Origin of the sequence: Salinisphaera sp. (assembly GCF_035690525.1) — a bacterium.
In the GTDB taxonomy this organism is placed as follows: Bacteria; Pseudomonadota; Gammaproteobacteria; order Nevskiales; family Salinisphaeraceae; genus Salinisphaera.
The window spans coordinates 23,803-43,358 of sequence record NZ_DASSKM010000044.1 but is presented as its reverse complement, the minus strand read 5'-3'; the positions used below and the strand labels follow the sequence as shown (position 1 = coordinate 43,358).

16 protein-coding genes and 1 pseudogene are annotated in these 19,556 nt (G+C 63.3%); 12 read left to right on the top strand and 5 right to left on the bottom strand.

Going from position 1 to position 19,556, the window contains the following annotated elements:
- The 3 genes and pseudogenes from VFJ08_RS03440 to VFJ08_RS03430 form a co-directional block, all read left to right on the top strand.
- A pseudogene (locus VFJ08_RS03440) lies at nt 1-633 on the top strand (methyl-accepting chemotaxis protein); the annotation flags it as partial.
- A 287-nt stretch (nt 634-920) separates the two neighbouring features.
- Entirely contained in the window at nt 921-2,024 is a 1,104-nt protein-coding gene (locus VFJ08_RS03435; protein WP_324995189.1) for a GGDEF domain-containing protein, read from the top strand.
- Nucleotides 2,025-2,373: 349 nt separating this feature from the next.
- Nucleotides 2,374-3,870, top strand: coding sequence for an MFS transporter (locus VFJ08_RS03430; RefSeq protein ID WP_324995187.1), 1,497 nt, complete (start codon nt 2,374-2,376; stop codon nt 3,868-3,870).
- A gap of 284 nt (nt 3,871-4,154) precedes the next feature.
- Here VFJ08_RS03430 and VFJ08_RS03425 read toward each other — a convergent pair whose 3' ends face one another.
- Nucleotides 4,155-4,949 carry a PEP-CTERM sorting domain-containing protein gene (locus VFJ08_RS03425; RefSeq protein WP_324995185.1) on the bottom strand — a complete coding sequence of 265 codons (795 nt, stop codon included), beginning with the start codon at nt 4,947-4,949 and terminating at the stop codon, nt 4,155-4,157.
- Nucleotides 4,950-5,633: 684 nt separating this feature from the next.
- On the opposite strand from VFJ08_RS03425, the gene VFJ08_RS03420 reads away from it, so the two are divergent.
- Nucleotides 5,634-6,395, top strand: a complete 762-nt coding sequence (locus VFJ08_RS03420) for a PEP-CTERM/exosortase system-associated acyltransferase (RefSeq protein ID WP_324995183.1) — start codon at nt 5,634-5,636, stop codon at nt 6,393-6,395.
- Nucleotides 6,396-6,566: 171 nt separating this feature from the next.
- Nucleotides 6,567-6,953, top strand: a complete 387-nt coding sequence (locus VFJ08_RS03415) for a DUF2267 domain-containing protein (RefSeq protein ID WP_324995181.1) — start codon at nt 6,567-6,569, stop codon at nt 6,951-6,953.
- Nucleotides 6,954-6,963: 10 nt separating this feature from the next.
- On the opposite strand, the gene VFJ08_RS03410 is transcribed toward VFJ08_RS03415, so the two are convergent.
- Entirely contained in the window at nt 6,964-8,046 is a 1,083-nt protein-coding gene (locus tag VFJ08_RS03410; protein WP_324995179.1) for a low specificity L-threonine aldolase, read from the bottom strand.
- Nucleotides 8,047-8,437: 391 nt separating this feature from the next.
- Between VFJ08_RS03410 and VFJ08_RS03405 the strand changes: the two genes are divergently transcribed.
- Complete coding sequence (locus tag VFJ08_RS03405; RefSeq protein WP_324995177.1) at nt 8,438-8,998, top strand: hypothetical protein; 561 nt, start codon at nt 8,438-8,440, stop codon at nt 8,996-8,998.
- A 377-nt stretch (nt 8,999-9,375) separates the two neighbouring features.
- Here the strand turns inward: VFJ08_RS03405 and VFJ08_RS03400 are convergent, their stop codons facing one another.
- Together VFJ08_RS03400 and asd are read right to left on the bottom strand one after the other, a co-directional pair.
- On the bottom strand, nt 9,376-10,113 hold the full coding sequence (locus tag VFJ08_RS03400) for a formate/nitrite transporter family protein (RefSeq protein ID WP_324995176.1): 738 nt from the start codon (nt 10,111-10,113) through the stop codon (nt 9,376-9,378).
- A gap of 163 nt (nt 10,114-10,276) precedes the next feature.
- Nucleotides 10,277-11,395 carry an aspartate-semialdehyde dehydrogenase gene (gene asd / locus VFJ08_RS03395; protein WP_324995174.1) on the bottom strand — a complete coding sequence of 373 codons (1,119 nt, stop codon included), beginning with the start codon at nt 11,393-11,395 and terminating at the stop codon, nt 10,277-10,279.
- Nucleotides 11,396-11,509: 114 nt separating this feature from the next.
- On the opposite strand from asd, the gene VFJ08_RS03390 reads away from it, so the two are divergent.
- From VFJ08_RS03390 to VFJ08_RS03375, 4 genes are all read left to right on the top strand, one after another.
- Nucleotides 11,510-12,388, top strand: a complete 879-nt coding sequence (locus VFJ08_RS03390; RefSeq protein WP_324995172.1) for a glycine betaine ABC transporter substrate-binding protein — start codon at nt 11,510-11,512, stop codon at nt 12,386-12,388.
- A 157-nt stretch (nt 12,389-12,545) separates the two neighbouring features.
- Nucleotides 12,546-12,797, top strand: a complete 252-nt coding sequence (locus VFJ08_RS03385) for a hypothetical protein (RefSeq protein WP_324995170.1) — start codon at nt 12,546-12,548, stop codon at nt 12,795-12,797.
- Between the two features lie 123 nt (nt 12,798-12,920).
- On the top strand, nt 12,921-14,873 hold the full coding sequence (locus VFJ08_RS03380; protein ID WP_324995168.1) for an OPT family oligopeptide transporter: 1,953 nt from the start codon (nt 12,921-12,923) through the stop codon (nt 14,871-14,873).
- A 110-nt stretch (nt 14,874-14,983) separates the two neighbouring features.
- The gene (locus VFJ08_RS03375; protein WP_324995166.1) at nt 14,984-16,288 is read left to right on the top strand and encodes an NAD(P)/FAD-dependent oxidoreductase; all 1,305 of its coding nucleotides are present in this window, start codon (nt 14,984-14,986) and stop codon (nt 16,286-16,288) included.
- A gap of 30 nt (nt 16,289-16,318) precedes the next feature.
- Here the strand turns inward: VFJ08_RS03375 and VFJ08_RS03370 are convergent, their stop codons facing one another.
- Complete coding sequence (locus tag VFJ08_RS03370) at nt 16,319-17,353, bottom strand: NAD(P)/FAD-dependent oxidoreductase (RefSeq protein ID WP_324995165.1); 1,035 nt, start codon at nt 17,351-17,353, stop codon at nt 16,319-16,321.
- Nucleotides 17,354-17,435: 82 nt separating this feature from the next.
- On the opposite strand from VFJ08_RS03370, the gene VFJ08_RS03365 reads away from it, so the two are divergent.
- Nucleotides 17,436-18,794, top strand: coding sequence for a hypothetical protein (locus VFJ08_RS03365; RefSeq protein WP_324995163.1), 1,359 nt, complete (start codon nt 17,436-17,438; stop codon nt 18,792-18,794).
- Nucleotides 18,791-19,555 (top strand): MlaA family lipoprotein, encoded by a 765-nt coding sequence (locus VFJ08_RS03360; RefSeq protein ID WP_324995161.1) that lies wholly within the window; start codon nt 18,791-18,793, stop codon nt 19,553-19,555. The genes VFJ08_RS03365 and VFJ08_RS03360 overlap by 4 nt, the downstream gene beginning before the upstream one ends.
- Nucleotide 19,556 lies beyond the last annotated feature (1 nt).

The window sequence follows — 19,556 nt, the reverse complement described above, 5'->3', positions numbered from 1 at the left end:
CATGGAGACCACCAGTCCGGATTATTCCAGCGCGTCGGAAAGAGCGGCCGCGAGGTCTGGATTCAGGCATCCTACAACCCGATTTACGATAAGAGTGGACGTCTCTTCAAAATCGTCAAGTACGCCACGGACGTCACCGAGCGCACGCGCGCCACCCATATGCTTCATCAATCGCTTGCATCGCTTTCGGATACGGTTCCGGCCATTGCCGGACAGGCCAAGGATGCCAACCAGCTTTCTCGCAATGCCAGCGGCAGCGCCAGTTCGGGAAGCGATCTGGTTGCTCAGCTCGTGGAAAACATAGCGGCCATCAATGACCGCTCACGCAGCATGGCCGAGGTTGTCGGGCTGATGAATTCCATCGCTTTTCAGACCAATATTCTGGCGCTTAACGCGTCTGTCGAGGCAGCGCGTGCCGGTGAACAGGGCAGGGGTTTTGCCGTGGTTGCGCAGGAAGTACGGGCGCTGGCACAGCGAAGCGCCAAATCCGCCCAGGATATTGCAGACCTGATCGGCGAGGTGAATGAATCCCTAGGCCAGTGCACGGAGCGGGCCGATGCGGCAGGCAGCGCCATGCGTGCGATTGTCGATGCAACCGCGCAGGTCAACGAACGTATCCGTCAGATAGCGGAAGCCGCCGATTCACAGGCGGATGGCGTCGAACAGCTCACCCACACCATCCAGAACATGCACGAAGAGGGCACGACGCACCGAGCCGCTGCGTAATATTAACCTGTAAAATCGATGATTAAAAAACAAGACTAAAACAGTTCGCAAATGAACGAGAGGTTCCAAGGCTCAAGCGCAAAAAGTTTTCCTAATGGGCCGTTCACACTTTTAGACGTATCCAACGGCGCGTAGGCCGTGGCCGGGCGCCGGCGGCCCGCCAAACTGCGCCGGGGGATTTGATCAGATCACTTGTGACGCCCTCTTCAAAAACGACCGAGACCGTTGCAGCGGCCAGCGAGCGGCGTTTCTGGCAGGGCCAGCTATACGCCGCGCTGGCCGGGTACGCGACCGTGATCGCCACCGCGCTCGGCTACATCACGTTGACTTGGTCGCAGCCGCACCGGCCCGGGATTCTGGCGCTTACCGTCGCCGCCGGGGTAGTCGGCCTGGGCTGCTACGGCGCCCGGAAGCCCATTGTCGCGTCGCGCCGGCGCGTGCTGTTCTTCGCCGCCTGGAACATCATGTCGTTCTTGATGACCGAGGTGATCTGCGTGTTGGACGGGGGCGTGTCCAGCCCGCTGGTCTATCTGCTGGTGCTGCCGATGGTGTATCTGGCGGTCGGTTATCCGATGTGGGCCGCCGTGGCTTGCGGCGCCGCTGGGTTGATCGGCTTTGGTGGGCTGGTGCTTTTCACGTCACACGACATCGACGCGCCGGTCGTGCTGATCCAGGGCATGGTCCTGGTGATCGGCTGGCTGCTGGCGTTGCTCGGCGCCGCAATTCGAGAGCGCCAAGCCGAGGCGCTGGCCGCGCTCCATCGACAGTTGGAAACAGATGCGGCCACCGACGCGCTGACCGGCTGTCTGAATCAGCGCGCATTTACTGAAGCAATCGGAGAGATGCTCGAGCACTGCGCGCGCTATCGGCGGCCGCTGGCGCTGCTGTTGATCGATATCGACCACTTCAAGCATATCAACGACATGCACGGCCATTTGATGGGCGATGCCGTGCTGCGTCATCTGGGCACGAAACTCCGAGCGACCGCGCGGGTAGCCGATCATGTCGGTCGGCCGGGCGGCGACGAATTTGCGCTGCTGGCGCCGGAAACGGATATCGACGCCGCCCGGGCTCTAGCCGAGCGCCTGCGCGCCGCGATGGCCCCGCGCGCGCTGCCGGTCGACATCACGCTGAGCATCGGTGTGTGCGCGATCGTGCCGAACGGCGAATCGTCGGCCACGCTGTTTCGGCGCGCCGATCAGGCGCTCTACGCCGCCAAGCGCGGCGGCCGCGACCGCGTGGCGGCCTGCGCCGACGAAGTCGATGAGCCCCCGATCGCCGCCGCGCACAATATTTAATACAGCAGGGCGGTGTTGCGCCATCGCAGCCGAATATCGCCTACATAGGCGAACGCTTACGGCCGGGGCGCGCCGCATCGGCCATGCTGGCTTTCTCTATCGATAGCCGTAACGGTTCCGGCCTCTCCAAATGCGGGGTTTTCTCAGGGGTATTGCCGATGGCACCCACAATACAACCCAGCCAGGCTAGCCCCTCGACATTGTTTTCGCCGCCTGCGTCCCCTGAAATGACCGCCTCTTTCAATGGTCGAAACGGCGGCCGGCGGTTTCGCCGTACCCAGTTCCGCATGCTCGGAGCTTGTGACGCCGACACTTCGACCGAGTCGGTCATCTACAGGATTCGGATGCCATGGATGTCGTCGGCAGCACCCGCCTCGCCCAATGGATTGGTGGCCGCCAGCGGCTGCAAGTCATTGTTTTACTGGCTAGCGTACTCGCGTTGGACGGCGCCGACAAGGCAACAGTCGGTGCGATCGCGGCGCCGCTCAAAAGCGCGCTGCATATCGGCAATATTCAGATCGGTCTGTTGGTGACCGCCTCGACCGCGGTGGGCGCCGTCACCACGCTGCCACTCGGTGCGCTGGTCGACCGCGCGCATCGGGTACGGCTGCTGACCGTGGCCATGCTGCTATGGTCGGCCGCGATGGTGGCGAGCGGTTTTGCCGAATCGTACACGATGCTGCTGGTCACACGTCTGCTGCTCGGCGGTGTCGTCGCCGCGGCCGCGCCGGCGATCTCTTCGCTGACCGGCGATTTCTTCCCGGCCTTCGAGCGCGGCCGGATCTGGGGCTATCTGCTGGCCGGCGAACTGGTGGGATCGGCGCTCGGGCTGGCGATGTCCGGCACGATCGCGGGCTGGCTGTCCTGGCGCGCCGCCTTCTGGCTGATGGGCGCGCTCGGCTTCGTTCTGGCCGTGTTGTTCGGCCGTTGTCTGGCCGAACCCGAGCGCGGTGGTATGGCCCGCCTGACGCCGGATGAATCAGTTGCCGGCGCCCACGACGGCGTCTCGATTATCGAAGCCGTGGACCAGGCCGGCCACATCCAGCCGTCGCCGGCGGCCCGGCGGCAGCCGGACCCCGGCCGGCTGTCTTTTGGCCCGGCGCTGCGCTATATCCTCTCGATCCGTACCAACGTGATCCTGATTCTGGCTTCGGCGCTGGGTTATTTCTTCTTTACCGGGCTGCGTTCGTTCGGCGTGGTGCTCATGAGCGGCAAGTTCGGGTTCGAGCAGTCGGCCGCGAGCCTGATTACGGTCGGTCTGGGTATGGGGTCGATCATCGGCACGCTTATCGCCGGCCGGCTCGCCGACCGGCTGATCGCCAACGGCTATCTGAGCGCCCGTATCCTGGTGCCGGCGGTCGCGTTCTTGTTGTGCGCGGCATTCCTGATCCCGGGTGTGCTGGCGACTAGCCTCTGGATCACCGGGCCGGTATTTTTCATATCCGCGGCGTCGTTGGGCGCGACCAATCCCGCGCTCGATGCGGCGCGGCTGGATATCATGCATTCACAGGTTTGGGGGCGCGGCGAAAGCGTACGCACGGCGCTGCGCTATGTGTTCGAAGCCATAGCCCCTTTGGCGTTCGGCTATTTGTCTACGCTGCTGGGCGACGCCTCCGGTTCGCCGGCCGCGCGCCATACCGCGCAACAGGGTGTCGGGGGGCTGGTCTGGACTTTTGTCGCCATGTCCGGCGCGCTCGTCATGGCGGGCGTCATTCTGTTTTTCGCCCGGCGCTCGTATCCGCGCGACGTTGCCAACGCGTTGGCCGCCGAGCGGGCATCGGAATCCGATCGAAGAGCGCCGGGCGAAGCCGGCGTAGCCTCGGCCGGGACAAGCCCACGGCCATGACTTGTTTGAAGTAATACTAACTCTCATAAAGATTGATCGATCTTCATGAAGCCATAATTCGTCCGCAAATGAACGCCAATAAACGCGAATGAAAGCGAGAAAAGCGCATAAGCGCGTCTTATTCGCGTGCATTTGCGTTTATTAGCGGACTGTTTTGACCGGTAGGTCATTGCTTTTGCAGGTTGGTATAAAGGCGGCCGGCTACGGTATGGGATGGATTCAGTGCGCAAAAAAAAGCGCCACCCCGAAGGGCGGCGCTTTTCGGTTTCGATCAGACGACCGATCTAGCCCAGGTTGCCGAAGCGGCGGCGGCGATAGTTCACGCCGAAGCCGACCAGAACCAGGCCCAGGCCCAGCATGGCCAGCGCGCCCGGCTCGGGTACGTTGGACACATAGTGGGCATCGGCCGAACCGCTGAACATGCCTTGGCCCGAGGGCGAGAGGCTGGTATTGAACAGCAGGTCGCTCAAGCCGCCGTCCCCATTGTTATAGCTGTTGTTGTCGAAAAACGAGGCTGCCGTGCCGCCCACCACGCTCAGGAGGCCAACCGCCGTGTTTTGGGACTGCTGGCCCTCGCCGAAGAGACGGCCTTCCAGCGTATATTCCGAGTTGATTTCGGTGTCGGCTTCCAGCGCCAAAAACGGATCGCTCGAGCCGTTCGCATAGAAGTTGACATAGCCGCCCGAGAAATTCGCTTGCGTATCCGTGATGTTTTCAAGGATGTAGCCACCGAATTCATAGGTCAGGGAGCAGCTTCCCGTGCCACAGAAATTGCTGTTGCCGTCGATCGTGTTGACAGTGCCGGACCCGGTCAACTCCGCGCCGGGGGTGGTCACCGTGTTTTCGTTAATCGTGCCGGCGAAAACGTGCTGGCCGGCCGTGTCGGGGAAAGTGATGTTGTCAATCGTGGTCGCCAGCGCAGGCGCTGCGAGAGCCAGCATGCCCGCACCGGTAATCGCCGAGACGATGCTTCTGGAAGTTTTCATATGCTTACACCTAATCTGAACGTTGAAAACACACTGCTTGTGCTTGGTGTAGATAAAACAAGATACGTTCCAGTTGGGCCCGTACTGCTTCAATATTTTTTCAAACCTTTGTTTTTAAATTAAATTTTTAATTTAAACAGGCTTGCCGCCGACGCATGGCGCACAACGGAGTGCCAGTTTGCCCCGGCATCTTGTAATGTTTTGCGACACCTTCTCGGGTTGCTATCCGCCTCTCCTGCACGACGTCGAGCATCGCAAGCTATTGATTCATTGCATTCAAACTGGGTTGAACGAAGCCCAACCAAGGCGGATCGGTGCTTCGCGCGTGCGAGCCATCGCGCCCACTAGCGATAACGCCCACTGTTACCGGCCGTCACTCGCGGTCCCGGTGGCCACGGTCGCAACAGGCACAGGTGTCAGTGTGTCCGACACTTGCAATACTAGGTAATATTACCTAGGATCATCAGGTGCTTAGAGTGCCGGAATGCTTTTCGGTTCTTAGTCGCTCTTGAGCTTCGAAGCGTATTGGTCGGCCTGGATAGCGGCGTACTGCACGGTTAAGTGCCGGTCCGAACGCGGAAGATACGGGCAATGAAAGCATAGCTAGGCTTACGCGCAGCACCGACTCGGACAAACGAACTCGAATCGAAAGGTGTGAAGCGTACGGTTATGGAGGCGAATCGCACCTAAAGGGCAAGTGATCTATTGTCGGCGGGGACAATAAGGCAAGCAATAACACTGCACGCGTTTATTTTCAGATAAAAGCGGACAGCGTAAATGACTGATTTTTCTATTTTTTTTAACCGCCATTTTGAAATAAAAACAGATCCAGAAGACATTATTCGAGAGGAGGCGTTCCGGCTACGTTATCAAGTTTATTGCCTGGAGCGAGGTTTTGCGGACGTAGGTGGGCATGTCGATCGCCGTGAATCCGATCGCTATGACCGGCACTCGCTTCACGGTATCGTGCGGCATCGTGAATCCGGGCAATCCATAGCAACGGTCCGGCTTGTTCCCGGCGGTGGCGACGGACACGATTACCGGACGTTTCCAATCGAGCAAGCCTATCCGAATCTGTTGAGCGATTATGGCCTTGGCGACTCTATATTGCCTCGTGCCACGACCGCGGAAATATCCCGTTTTGCCGTATCGAGAGCATCGCACCGCCGGCTACCGCAGCTTATCGGGACCGAACAATCCCATACGCTGGCGCGCGGCGGCTGGACGTTCAACGGCCGCTGCTATCCGTTAGTCACGTTCGGCTTATTCATTGCCCTGATGCGGTTGAGTATCCGTAACGGCATCACGCACTGGATCGCCGTGATGGAGCCGTCTCTCCTACGGCTGCTTGGCCGCTTCGGTATCCGCTTCCACACCATCGGCGGTCTGCTCGACTATCACGGATCCCGACAACCCTGTTATGGGCGCGTGCAGGATATCCGCCTTGGCGTCAGGACCCGTGAGCAGCATCTGTTCGATCTGGCCGAACATGATCGGTGGGCCGCTTCGGTGAATACGATGCCCGGCGTGGCTCTGTGATTCGAGCTTCAATCCGGCTTCAGGCTGATGCGCGTGCTGCGTTCACCTGCGGGAAACGCTTGTATCGTTTCTACAGGATAACCCCAGCTCCGTAGGCTTGCGGATGGACGGTCGAGGCTCGGGCTCCGAGACTCAGCCGCTCCAGTTCATCCGAAACGACGGCCACGCTTTATGCAGACCGAAGAATTTGTCAACGAAGTTGCCCGTGCCGCCGATCTGTCCGATCACGACGCCGCGCTGGCCATTTCCCGCGCGACGGTCGAGACGATCTGCGCCCACCTGCCGGCCGAACAGGTTCGCAAGCTGTCCTCGCAGTTGCCGCAGGAGCTGACCCGGGCGGCCGAGGCGGGTCGGACGCAGACGACGGAAAAGCCGGCCGAGATCTCGTTGGACGCGTTCTTCGAGCAAGTCGCGGTCCGTGCCGAACGCGAGCGCAGCGAGGTCGAGCCGGCCGCGCGCGCCGCGATCACGGTGTTCAAACGCGCGCTGACCCGCGGCGAAACCACCGATGTTGTGCTCGATGCGCCGCGCGAACTCGATGCGCTACTGACGGGCTAGGTCGACGCCGTCAGGCCACGGTTACGGCTTGGCGGATATCGGCGATCAGCGAATCGATCAGCTCGGGCGTGGTGTTCCAACTGCAGACAAACCGCACGCCGCCTTCGCCGATGAAGGTGTAGAACGCCCACCGACGGGCGCGCAGCGCGTCCTGGATTGCGCTCGACATCTCCAGAAACACGCTATTGGCCTGTACGTCGAACATCGGGTTCACGCCGGGCAGGCTGGCCACGCCGTCGGCCAGGCGCCGAGCCATCGCGTTGGCGTGGCGCGCGTTGGAAAGCCAGGCGCCGGTCTCCAGCAGCCCAAGCCACGGCGCGGCCAGATAGCGCATTTTGGAGGCGAGTTGGCCGGCCTGCTTGCAACGGTATTCGAAATCCAGCGCCAAGCGCTTATCGAAGAAGATCACGGCTTCGCCGAACGCCAGCCCGTTCTTGGTGCCGGAAAAGCACAGGACGTCGACGCCGGCGCGCCAAGTCAGTTCGGCGGGCGAGACCTCTAGGCCGGCGCAAGCGTTGGCAAAACGGGCGCCGTCCAGGTGCACGCGCAGATCGTAGCGATCGGCGACGTCGCGGATCGCGTGCAGCTGGGCCAGATCATAGACGGTACCGACTTCGGTGGCCTGGGTCAGCGATATCGCGTGGGGTTTCGGATAATGGATGTCGCCGCGCCGGGTGACCGTCGTGGCGATGCCTTCCGGCGTGACCCGGCCGGCATCGCCGGCTACTGTCAGCAGTTTGGAGCCATTGGAAAAGAACTCCGGGCCGCCGCATTCGTCGGTTTCGATGTGCGCCAACTCGTGGCAGATCACGCTGTGATACGAACGACAAAGCGACGCCAGCGCCAGCGAATTAGCGGCTGTGCCGTTGAACACGAAAAACACCTCGCAGTCGGTCTCGAACAGCGCCCGAAACGCATCGCTGGCGCGCGCTGTCCAGCGGTCGTCGCCGTAGGCCAGGTCATCGGTCGCGTTGGCGCGATGGAGATAATCCAGCGCCTCGGGGCAAACACCGGAGGTATTGTCGCTGGCCAGAAAGCGCGGCTCGGGGGTTGATGGCGTGGCCGTATCGGCGGCGGGCGAAGCAGTGGGCATGGAACACTCTCGATGTATATGCGGAATGTCGGAAATTTATGCATGCAAGCCGCGAGCACGCTTCATCGCACGTTGTCTGCGGGCGTCGATTACCTCGCGATCGCCGCCTCCGGACTCCTGCTATTTCCAATCACGAAATGCATGTTACACCCGCCCTGCAAGCCAGGTGGCGAGGCTCGCCGCGCCCGGCCTTGCCGGATCAACGCATTGCGCACAATAAATCGTAATGATCGGCAAGACATCGAGGCGGCTGGGGCGCACGTTGCATTGATTTCGCTGCAGGACGACTACGACCAGTGCTGGCAAGGTCTGAAAAGCATTTCAGACCGGCTTGAGTCGACATCACCGAAACAAGGAGCACGACATGACAACGATACGCGTATGGCTGGCGATGCTGGCCATTTTGGCGCTCGGCGCTTGCGGAGCATCGCCGCCTGGATCGGCGCCCGACACGGCTGCCTCAACCGCTGCGCCAGCATCCATGATGACCACGGCACAGGCGCCGACGATGGCGCGCTACGACGGTTACGGCGACATGCGTTTCGGCATGGACGAGGCGTCATTCCGCGCGGCTTGGAAAGGTCAATTACAAGGTCAATTACAAGGTCAAGACAGTCGAGTGTGTTTTTACCTGTGGCCGAAATCGGTGAAGGTGCCGGCTGATTTCGCCTTCATGTTCGAGCACGGCGAATTCGTGCGCTACGATGTCGCCACGACGAAACAGACGGCGCCGGGCGGTGGCAAAGTCGGCATGAGCGCTGCGCGGATACACGCGCTGTATCCGGACGTTACCGAGCAGCCGCATAAATACGAAACCGGCGGCAAGTACCTGCGCGTCGAGAACCCGGACGGCACGGGCGTGCTGGTGTTCGAAGTCGGCGCCAACGGTAAAGTCAGCCGCTGGCGCGCCGGCGTACAGCCGCAGGTCGATTATGTCGAAGGTTGTAGCTAGGAAAGAGGAACTCCGAAGGGCGACCCAACAACCTCAACTAACGCGGCATTGAATGGGCTCTGTTGCCGTGGCTGCAGGACAAGGGCATCGGGATGATGGCTTATTCGCCGTTCGATCGGCCGGCGGTGATCGACAACGACGGCCTGGTGGCGTTAGCCCGCGAGCGGGATATGACGCTCGCCCGGCGGCGCTGGCCTGGTTGCTCGCGCGCGATCACGTCACCCCGATTCTTAAGGCTTCGCACCCGGAGCGGGTGGCGGACAACGCCGACGCCCTAGAAGTGACGCTATCGGCCGAGATCACCGCGAACTTGACCGCCTGTTTCCGCCGCCCGACGGACCGCGGTCGCTGTAGATTTATTGAGCGGGCCTCGTGGCTTAGTGGATTTCGCGGCGCACCTGGCCGTAGGCCAGCAGCGAAAACAGCACCGACCCGCCGAGCACGTTGCCGATGAAGGCAGGGATCAGGAATACGAAAATCGAATTGAACAGGCTCATTTGTCCGGCGAAAAAGAGCATCGACACTTCAACCGAGCCGACCACGACATGGGTATAGCCGCCGACCGCGATGATATAGGTCGCCATCACGATCACCCAGATCTCGAAACCGCGGGAATTGGGCGTCATCCAGACGATCGAAGCAATCAGAAAACCGGCCGGAATGCCCTTGAGCATCATTTGCAGCCAGCCGGTATGGGCCAGCGGCTCGGCGACCGCGATCGCCGAATGCATTTGCGACACCGTGAAATAGCCGTAATAGGCCAGCAGAGCCGAGAGGACCGCGCCCACCACGTTGGCCGAAAATACGATCAGCCAGAGACGCACGGTCTTGAAAAACAGCTTGCTGCTGGGCGCCGCCATCAGCGGCAGGATGGGGGTGATGGTGTTTTCGGTGAACAGCTGGATGCGGCCGATAATGACGATGACGAAGCCGACGCTGTAGCCAAAACTTTCGATGAACGGCCGCCAGCCGCTGTCGGGCAGCTTGTCGTGCAGGGCGGTCTCGGCGACCACCGATGCGGCCACCGCGAAGCCCGCGCCTACGCCGGACCACCACAGCGAGGCGTTGGGCCGCGCCAGCTCCTCTTCGCCTTCGGCGCGGATTTTTTGATACACCTCAGGCGCGGATAGGCGCGCGCGGCTCTCGGCTTGGGGCTCTTTCCTGGATGCCATGCAAAACAACGAGCGGGCCAAACCGTGATGGTCGGCTATTCCTTGTTCCATTGCGAGCCCGTATTGCTACGGACCGCGGGTCTAGACTTTACGCCGCGGTGGCAGGCTAGAGCTGGCCGCGGATAATCGCCAGCATGCGCTTGAGCGGCTCGGCGGCGCCCCAGAGCAACTGATCGCCCACGGTGTAGGCGGTCAGATACTCGGGGCCCATCGTCAGCTTGCGGATGCGCCCGACCGGCACGGCCAGCGTGCCCGACACGGCCGCCGCCGTGAGCTGCTCGAGCGTATCGTCCTTGTTGTTCGGCACCACCTTCACCCACTCGTTGTGGGCCGCCAGCATCTGCTCGATCTCGTCGGTCGGCACATCCTTTTTCAGCTTGATGGTGAACGCCTGGGCGTGGCAGCGCATGGAGCCGATGCGCACGCACAGGCCATCCATGGGGATCGGGGCCTCGCTACGCCCCAGGATCTTGTTGGACTCGGCGCCGGCCTTCCATTCCTCTTTGGACTGGCCGGTCTCGTCGATCAGCGAATCGATCCACGGCAGAGCCGAGCCGGCCAACGGATAACCGAAGTGTTCGACCGGAAACGCGGCGTCGCGCATGGCCGCGGTCACATCGCGATCGATATCCAGGATCGCCGAGGCGGGCGTGTCGAGCTGGGACTTCACCGACGTATGCAGCGCGCCCATCTGGTTGATCAGTTCGCGCATGTGCTGAGCACCGGAGCCGGAAGCGGCCTGATAGGTCATCGCCGACATCCATTCGATCAGGTCGTGCTCGAACAGCGCGCCCAGGCCCATGAGCATGAGGCTGACCGTGCAGTTGCCGCCGCAAAAGGTCTTGGTGCCACGCTCCAATTCGGCGTCGATGACGTGGCGATTGACCGGATCGAGCACGATGGTGGTATCGGCGGCCATGCGCAGCTTGCTGGCGGCGTCGATCCAGTAGCCGTCCCAGCCGGCATCGCGCAGGGGCTGATAGACCTCGGCGGTGTAATCGCCGCCCTGGCAGGTCACGATCACGTCCATCGCGGCCAGCGCGTCGATGTCCTTGGCATCCGCCAAGGCCGGTACGTCGCGGCCGATATCCGGGCCGGGTTGCCCGGCCTGGGAGGTGGAAAAGAAGACCGGTTCCAGCCCTTCGTAGTCGTTGTCGGCCAGCATGCGCTGCATGAGCACCGAGCCCACCATGCCGCGCCAGCCCACGAAACCGACTTTCAACATAACATTACCTCGAGCGTCGTCGGGTTGGTTCATGGCCGCTTATTTTAGCGCATTGCATCCGGCGCCGGGGCTGGCCATGCTACCCGTTCGCTTGTACTCAAGGATCACAACATTATGAAGATTCTATCGCGCGGCGCACGGGGGTTCGCCGCGACTCTGCTGGTTGCGTTTTGCGCCACCGGCACCGCCCTGGCGGCAAATGCGCCGATCACCATCTATACCGACAACTACGCCGGCGACGAAGCCTTCAGCCGCGTCGCCCGCGATTTGATCGAGCAGCACTACGACACCCAAGTCGAGCTTAAAACGGTATCGGTCGGGGTCTCCTTCCTCGGCACGGCGCACAACGACAACAGCCTGTTCCTGGCGGCTTGGCTGCCCAAGACCCATGCCGATTACATGGAACGGGTCAAAGATAAGGTGGACACCCTGGGCACGATATACAACGGCGCCCGCCTGGGCTGGGCGGTACCGAGCTATGTACCCAAGGATAAGCTCAATAGCATCACGGATCTGAAAAAGCCGGAGGTGGTGGACAAGCTCGACGGCCGGATTCAGGGTATTTCGGCCGGCGCCGGTGAAATGCAGCTATCGCACAAGGCGATGAAGAGCTACGGCCTGGACGATCTCCGTCTGATCACCGCCAGCGGGCCGGCGATGACCGCCGCGCTCAAGCGCGCGATCGATAACCACGAATGGATCGTGGTCACGGCCTGGAGCCCGCACTGGATATGGGAACGCTTCGATCTGCGCTATCTCAAGGACCCGCAGAAGGCGCTGGGCGGCGAGGAACACGTCAATATTATTGCCAACCCGTCGATCAAGAAGAACCGGCCGAAGATCGCGGCGTTCTTCTCGCGTATGCATTTCACGCTGGACCAAGTCAACGCCATGCTGGCCGAGGCCAACAAGACGTCGTACGACATCGCGGCCAAGCACTTCATCGAGCAGCATCCCAAGCTCGTGAAATCGTGGCTGGGCGGTAACGCCTAAGAGGCGCGCGTCCGGCCGTGTCCGGTCGGGCGCGCTACCGGCGCGGTGCGTAGCGGTGATAATGCATTATTGAAGCATATCCCAACGGCGGATTGAGCATTGCAACGATGGATCGTTGCCCCGCATGACAAAGTCTGGTTAGTTGCTCATCCGGTTCATGGTTGAGGAACTGTCCTTGGGATTGCTGTTTTTATCGACGCTCGCTTATTTACCGCTGATCGTCGCCATATTCCTTAATTTAATCATGCCGGCACGGCGCGAGTTGGCCGTTGACGCCGGTCCGGCGCCGCTCGATGCCGAAATCAGCCGGCGGGCGCAGCGGCAAATATGTCTCGGGGTCGGTTTGATCGTGTGTTTGACCATCGGGCAGTGCACCGTGCTTTTTTATTTTCTGCACGGCTCGATCTGATCGGCGGCCGCAGCGTCGACGGCGCGACGCTTAAGCCGCGCTAGCATAGCGCGGGGGTAAGCGCGCTACACTGTCGCCCGTCGCGCCGTCACGGCGCATGGAACAACGATTCCGGGGGGGCAAGTGAGTCGTCGCGTCAATCAGGGTGGGACCGAGCTGAGCGTACGGGGCATTATTCTCGGCGGCCTTATCACCTTTTTCTTCACCACCGCCAACGTCTATCTCGGGCTCAAGGTCGGGCTGACGTTCGCGACCTCGATCCCGGCCGCGGTGATCTCCATGGCCGTGCTGCGTGTCTTTTCCGACTCGACGATCCTGGAGAACAACATCGTGCAGACGGTGGCCTCGGCCGCCGGCACGCTGTCCGCGATCATCTTCGTGCTGCCCGGTCTGGTCATGATCGGCTGGTGGCAGGGTTTCGATTTCGTCACCACGGCGGTGATCTGTGCGACCGGCGGCGTGCTCGGCGTGATGTTTTCGGTGCCGCTGCGCCGGGCGCTGGTGGTGGATGCCGATCTGCCGTATCCGGAAGGCCGGGCGGCGGCCGAAGTGCTCAAGGTCGGCGCCGGCTCGCGCGAAGGCGCGGCCGAGAGCGCCGCCGGCCTCGCCGTGATCGTGGTCAACGGCCTGGCTTCGGCGGCGTTCGCGCTGGCGGTCCAGATGAAGCTGGTCGTGGGTACGGTCGCGCTATGGTTTCGTACCGGCGCCGGCGGCGTGACCGGGATCTCGGGCAGCCTGTCGTTCGCGCTTCTCGGCGCCGGGCATCTGGTGGGGCTGTCGGTCGGCATGGCGATGTTGGTGGGGCTGGCGATCGGCTGGTGGATCGCGTTGCCGATCCTGAGCGCGATCAGCGTCGTGCCCGGCTCGGCCGAACAGGCGGCCCACGCGGTGTTTTCCGCCGACGTGCGTTTTCTCGGCGCCGGGGTGATCGGCGTGGCCGCGATCTGGACGCTGCTGCGCATCATCGGGCCGGTGATCGCCGGCATCCGGTCGGCGCTGGCGGCTTCCGCCGCACGAGCCGGCGACGCGCGCCCGGTGCAAGAACGCGATATGCCGATCGGCATCGTCGGCGCGGTCGCGCTGGCCACGCTGGTGCCGATCGGCATCCTGTTCGGCGCGCTGATCGCCGGTGGCGCGCTGGCCTCGTCGGCCGCGATCCTGATCGCCGGCTCGCTGATTTTCGTGGTGGTGGCGGGGCTGATCATCGCCGCCGTGTCGGGTTATATGGCCGGGTTGATCGGCTCGTCGAACAGCCCGATCTCGGGCATCGGCATTCTGTCGATCGTGGCGGCCTCGCTGCTGCTGGTGGCCCTGTTCGGCCGCGATCAGCCGCCGGCGACCACCCAGGCGCTGGTGGCCTACGCCCTGATCGTGACCGGCGTCGTATTCGGCGTGGCGGCCATCTCCAACGACAATCTGCAGGATCTCAAGACCGGTCAGCTGGTGGGGGCGACCCCCTGGAAGCAGCAGGTCGCGCTGGTGTTCGGCGTGGCTTTCGGTTCGTTGGTGATCCCGCCGGTGATGGAACTGCTCAACGCCGCTTTCGGCTTCGCCGGCGCGGCCAACGCGACCGCCAACGCATTGCCGGCGCCGCAGGCCGCGCTCATTTCCTCGCTGGCCGAGGGCGTGCTCGGCGGCGATCTCAACTGGGGCATGATCGGGCCGGGCGCGGTTATCGGCGCGCTCGCCGTGATCGTCGATGAAATATTGGCCTATACCGGTCGTATGCGCCTGCCGCCGCTGGCGATCGGCATCGGCGTGTATCTGCCCATGGCGGTCACACTGGCGGTGGTGCTCGGCGCGGTGATCGGGCGTTGCTACGACGGCTGGGCGGCCCGTCGCACGAATACGGAGTTCGCCAAGCGGCTGGGCGTGCTCACCGCGACCGGCATGATCGTCGGCGAAAGTCTGTTCGGTGTCGTTTTTGCCGGTATCGTGGCGGGCAGCGGCGCCGATTCGCCGCTGGCGGTGGTCGGGCCGGGCTTCGCTCCGATCGCGCTGATTCTCGGCATGATCGTGTTCTTCGCCGTCACCGCGCTGTTGTACCGGGCCACCATGCGGCGCGTACGCGACTAGCGCATAATACTAAAGTATGATGCGCATGGGCTGCCGGTCACTGGAAAGTAATCGGGGCTTGGTTCTGCCGGCGCGCGCGTCGCGGCCGGCCATCAGGAAACGACATCGATATGTCCGATACACCGCGCATCGTGGTCGTCGGCGGCGGCGCCGGCGGTCTGGAACTGGTCACGCGGCTGGGGCGCAAGCTCGGCCGCCGTGGCAAGGCCCGCGTCACGCTGGTCGACGCCAACCCGACCCACATCTGGAAGCCGTTGTTGCACGAAGTCGCCACCGGCGCGCTGGATCAGAGTCTGGATGAAGTGTCTTATCCGGCGCATGCGCGTACCCACGGTTATCGTTACCAACTCGGCGCGATGGCGGGTCTCGATCGCGAGGCGCGCACGATCCGGCTGGCCCCGATCCATGATGAGAACGGCGAACAGATTCTGGCCGAGCGCACGCTGACCTACGATTATCTGGTGCTGGCGATCGGCAGCGTCTCCAACGATTTCGGCACGCCGGGCGTGGCCGATCATTGTTATTTTCTCGACAGCACGCGCCAAGCCGAGACGTTCCGGCGCGCGCTGCTCAATACCTTCCTGCGCCACAGCGACGGCGGGCCGGGCCATGCGCCGAAGCTGTCGATCGCGATCGTGGGCGGCGGCGCGACCGGGGTGGAGTTGTCGGCCGAGCTGTTGTCGGCCACCGAGATGCTGTCCTCCTACGGCTACTCGAAGATCGATCGCGAGCAACTCGACGTGCATCTGATCGAGGCCGCCCCCGGGCTTCTGCCGGCGCTACCCGAGCGCATCGGCACGTCGGTGTTCGGGCAGTTGAACAAGCTCGGCGTGACGATTCATACCGAGACCATGATCACCCAGGCCGACGGTGCCGGTTTTCTGACCAAGGCCGGCGATCGTATCGACGCCGACCTGACCGTCTGGGCGGCCGGCGTGCGCGGCGCGTCGCTGCTCTCGGCGCTGGGCCTGACCACGCGGCCCAATCATCAGATCCAGGTCGGCAATACGCTGGCCAGCATCGACGACGAACGCATTTTCGCCATCGGCGACTGCGCGGCCTGCCCGATGGGCGAGGACAAGTGGGTGCCCCCTCGGGCCCAGTCGGCGCATCAGATGGCGACTACCGTCTACCGCAACCTGATCGCGACGATCGAGGGCAAGTCGCTAAAGCCCTTCAAGTACCGCGATTTCGGCTCGCTGATCTCGCTGGCGCACTTCGACGCCGTAGGCAATTTAATGCGCGGGCGCACGGCCGGCCGCGGCCTGTTCATCGAGGGCAAGCTGGCCAAGATGTTCTATGTCTCGCTGTACCGCATGCACCAGCGCGCCATCCACGGCGTGTTCAAGACCGCGCTCAAGGCGATCGTGGACGGCATCAACAATGTACTGCGGCCGCGGCTGAAGCTGCACTGAGCGGCTGGCGGATCGATCGGCGGCGCGTATTCAGTCGAGCGCGTGCGCCGCGATCAAGCGCCGGACCACTGCGCGCCCGGACAGCCAGGCGCCCTCGACGCGCCCGCCGGCCAGCCAGTCGCCGGCTATGGCAAGCCCGGCCCGGGTGTCGATCCAGCACAGATCGTCGGCATCGGGCGCGCCCGCGCCCGGCCGGGCATAGCGCCAGCGGTGGGTGCCCACGATCTCCATCCGGTCGCTGCGCTGGGCTGTGGCGGCCGCGAACTCGGCGATCAGCGCATCGGCTAGCTCGGCGGTCGGAGTTTCGACGTGGGCTTGGCTGAAATTGGCGTCCGAGTGCAGCGTCCACAGATGCATCTCGCCGCGCCCGCCGGCCTTATGGGTGTTGTCGGCCGCCCAGGACAGCCGGCCGGACTTGAAAAAGATCGCCTGGCATTCGGCCAGCGCGGGCGCGCGCACCACGACCGAGTGACAGGCCGAGAGCGCGGTGTCGGCGTTGGTCAGCGCGTCGATACGGCGCGCGTGATCGCCCAGTAGCGCCGCGGCCTGGGCCGCCGGCGGTGTCAGCACAACCATATCGGCGTGTTCGACGGCGCCGTGCTCGGACTCGACTTGCCAGCGATTGCCATCATGGCCGTCGCGGCTGATGCGCTGAACGCGGCGTCCGGTGTCGAACCGCAGACCGGCCGCCTGCAAGCGCTGGCGCACCCAGAGGTTGAGGCCCCGGGGGCCGATCAGGCGTTCGCGATCGTCCGGCGAGGGCGTGAGCAGCCAAGTTCCCGCCGCTTGCTCGGCGCTGGCGATCTCCGGCGACCAGCGAATCAGCCGGCCGGCGTCGAGATCGGAATCGATGAGCGCCCGAAAGCCGTCGTCGCGCGCGGTGAAATACTGGGCGCCGTAGTCGAACCAGGCGGCTTCGCGATCGGCGGCGACGCGTCGCGTGGCACAGCGGCCGCCCGGGCCGTCGGCCTTGTCGATCAGGCGGGGCCGGTAGCCGGCCGCGGCGAGATGCTCGGCGGCGGCCATGCCGGCCACGCCGGCGCCGATGATTAGAATATCGATCATGAACGCGACTCCAGCGGCGCATACCCCGGTAGGCGGATTATCGGTATGATGAAGCAAATTTGCAGATCGTTCAGGGGCACTCGTGCTGCCAGTCTCATGCCGGCGTTTCGCGGCCGGTCTGCTGCTGTCGTTCGCCTTGGCCGGATGCGCCACCCAGGGTGGGCCGTCGGCGGCGGATGCCGGTTCGAACACATCCGCGGGCCCGGATAAGGCCGTCGCCCATGATTCGAGTGTCAAGCCTTACCCGTTTCATAATCCGCTGATCGCGACCGTGCTCGGCACGCCCGCGCCGCTCGCGGCCAAGTTTCCGAAACAAGCGAACTTATCGATTCGTACGCTGGAGCCGCTGGTCGAGCGCGATACGCCGCCGACGCTGCGCTATGCGCGGCCGCTACAGTATCTGCTGGCGGCCCAGGAACACCCGGCGCCGCTGGCGTTCGTGATCGCCGGCACCGGCGATTCGGCGCTCTCGAGCAACTGCGTGCTGTTGTCGCGCGCGCTCTATCGGGTCGGCTACAGCGTCGCCTGTCTGCCGTCGCCCACCAGCGTGACTTTCATGCTCGGCGCGGCCGAACATCCGGTGCCCGGGCGCATGAAAACCGATGTCGCCGATCTGTATCGGATGATGCAGGCGGTGCGAGACGATCTGGCGGACGATCTCGACATCACCGGCTACTCGCTGACCGGCTGGAGCCTGGGCGCGACCGAGGCCGCCTTCCTGGCCAAGCTCGACCGCGAGCGCCAGGTTTTCGGTTTCCAGCACGTGTTGCTGATCAACCCGGCGGTCAACGTCTGGGCCTCGGTCGAGCGCATGGACGATCTGCTCGAGCGCACTCTGCCGGGCGGCTTCGACGCCCTGCCGCGGTTTCTGGCGCAGGTGCTCGGCAACATCCAGCAGAGCGCGCAAAACAGCGGCCAACCGCTGCGCTTCAACGAAGACGCGTTGTACCAGGCCTACAAAGCCGGTGTTTTCAATCAACGCCAGGTCGGCGCTATCATCGGCCTGGCTTTTCGGCTGTCGCTGGCCAATATGGCCTTCGCGGCCGACGTGCTCACGCATTCCGACGTGATCGTGCCGAAGAACGTCGAGCTTGGGGCCTACGATTCCCTCGGGTTGTATTTCCGCCGTTCGTTCCGGATGTCGTTTTCCGAATACATCGACCAACTGTTGGTGCCGTATTGGAACCGCCACGGGCGTCATGTCAGCAAGGCCGCTCTGATTTCGGAAGCCGATCTGCACCGCATCGCGCCGTTTCTGGCCCATGACGACGACATCGCGGTGTTCACCAACGCCGACGATCCGATCCTGGCGGCCGACGAAGTCGATTTTCTGAAAACGACGTTCGGCGATCGCGCCCGGATTCGACCGAACGGCGGTCATCTAGGCAATCTGGCATACAAGAAAACGATCCACGCGCTGCAGGATTACTTCAGGCCATGAATATCTCGCGACACGCAGGCCCGGGCCGGCGGTTTCCGGCGCTCGTTGCGCTGTGCCTCGCGCTTGGCGCCTGTGCCTCGACGCCGCCGCCGAAAACCATCGACAACTCGACGCCGGCCAGTACGCCGGTGAGCCAGACCACCGCCAACCCGCTGGCGATCGCGGACCCGCTCGAGGGCTTCAATCAGCGGGTCTATCGGTTCAACGCGCTGGCCGATCAGTATGTGCTGCTGCCGGTGGTTCACGTCTACGACCGCTACACGCCGGGTTTCGTGCGCGCCGGCGTCGCCAATTTCTTTTCCAATCTGGGCGAGATCACGACGTTCGCCAACAGCGTGCTGCAGCTCAAGCCCGAGAGTTCGGCAGTCACCGCGTCGCGCTTCGTGATCAATTCCACGGTCGGTATCGGCGGGCTGTTCGATCCGGCGAGCGCGCTTGGGCTCGAGCAGCGCGACGAGGATTTCGGCCAGACGCTCGGCCACTACGGCGTGGGCGCCGGGCCTTATCTGGTGCTGCCGTTTTTTGGGCCGTCCGATCTGCGCGACGCCGGCGGCCTGGCGGCGGACCAGGGCCTGTTCTATGCGCTCGATCCGCTGCAGATCAACGGCAACATGCCGGCCAGCGTCGCGTATAACCTGATGTATGTGCTCAACAAACGCGATACCACCAACTTTCGCTATTACCAGACCGGCTCGCCGTTCGAGTACACGCTCGTGCGGCTGGTCTACTTGAACTACCGGGCCCTGCAGGTGGCCCAGTGAT